This is a genomic window from Pseudomonadota bacterium (genome assembly GCA_010028905.1).
Taxonomy (GTDB): Bacteria; Vulcanimicrobiota; Xenobia; order RGZZ01; family RGZZ01; genus RGZZ01.
Window position 1 is genome coordinate 1 of sequence record RGZZ01000775.1, and the last position, 1,530, is coordinate 1,530.

The 1,530-nt window shown below is 65.9% G+C and carries 2 protein-coding genes; one reads left to right on the forward strand and one right to left on the reverse strand.

The annotated features are described in order from the left end of the window. Positions 1-1,058 (reverse strand): hypothetical protein (locus tag EB084_25180; GenBank protein ID NDD31558.1); only part of this gene is annotated, 1,058 nt, incomplete at its 3' end. Here EB084_25180 and EB084_25185 point away from each other — a divergent pair. Continuing rightward, a partial coding sequence (locus EB084_25185; GenBank protein NDD31559.1) for a hypothetical protein occupies positions 1,011-1,530 on the forward strand: 520 nt, incomplete at its 3' end. The genes EB084_25180 and EB084_25185 overlap by 48 nt on opposite strands.

Genomic DNA, 1,530 nt, shown 5'->3' on the forward strand with positions numbered 1-1,530 from the left:
TCCATCGCTTCCAGGGTGGACATGAGCTTCGGGTAGTCGGCCTCGCGAACCTCTCGGGTCGTGCTGAGACCGGCGTTCTTCTTCAGCCACTCGATCGCGCGGTCCTTGGTTCCGAGCTTGTTCATCAGCAGGCCGGAGAGCTTTTTGATCTGCGCGTCGGTGATCACGTCGCCCACGCGGCCGGGCTGCGGCATGGGGATCGGAGCGGCCTGCGGCTCGCTCTGAACGACGCGCTCAGGCTCTGCCGGTCGCGCCGCCGCTGCGGTGCGCTCGACCACCACGGGCTCCTCGCGGTCTGCGGGGTGGCTGTAGAACGTCGTCACGGCCGACGACGTGCGCTCGGGGAGCCGCTGCACGGCGACCGCGGGGCGCTGGGGAGGCGTGTCCTGAACGATCTGCGGAAGCGGGCCGTCTGCGATCACCTCTTCGGCACCCACCTCACCGAACCCTGCGAGGCGCAGAACCGCCCGGCTGTACGCGCGAGTGTCCGCGAGCGCGATGCAGTGGTGCTTGGGCATGACCCGGCCGGGCCGCTCGTCCACGCTCGCGTAGCCCTGGCCCACCTCGACCTTGCCGGTCTTGGTGTGCCGCACCTCGTACTTGCACCACGCGAACGTGGCCTGCTGGTCGTAGGGCAGCCCCTTCTGCTCCACGATGCGCGCCTCGATGCCGAACGCGGTCGCCAGCTTCACGACGCCGCTCTTCTTGGGGTTGGCCTTGTAGGAGGTCTTGTACGCCTCACAGAAGCGCTTGGCCTCCGAGTACGAGGTCGTGATCTTCTCCATCGACCGGCCACGCTCCTCGTAGCTGATCGTGAACAGAAAGTCGTGCTCGGGGTCGAGGATCGAGGCGAGCACCTTCTGCCGGAAGGCGTAGGCGGCGCGCAACGTCGCCGGGTCCGCGACGGGCACGAGGAAGCCCATCTCCGCCAGCTGGGTGAGGCTGAAGCTCACCTGGGGCTCGTCATTGAGGACGTTGGTCAGCGAAGCCGTCTGCACCACCTCGGGGTCGTGGACGGCGAGCGCACCACTCCCGCTCGCCGCGCCCTCTGCGGACACGACGATCTCTTCGTTCTCATTCATGCGTTCTATCTCCTTGGTTTCGCGCGTTTTGCCGCGCGCTTGCTGTTCGACTTCTTCGACGCTGACACCGCTTCCCGACTGACGGGCCGGTACACGCTCTTCCACTTGGCAAGGTCTTCTTGCCGCACCCCCCTGTACTTGTTGCTGATCGGGATCTGCCGCTCCGGGTTCTCCGGGTCGGCCCTCGTCGGAACCGTCGCTTTGAGGCAGCTGTCCCTGATCCACTTCCACACGGTGCCCCTGTGGACACCCATCGCCTCGGCCACCTCGCCTATCGTGAGCAGCCGCTGCTCCTTGAACTCTTTGGGTACCGACACCCGCGGAGAATACGGGGCAGAGTATGTCGTGTCAAGGGTACTTGCGACTTACTTTTTCGCGCGGCTCGTCCTCTTTTTCGAGTGCTTCGCCTTGTTCCAACCGGCGGCGACGACCTCGACCTCTTCGGGCG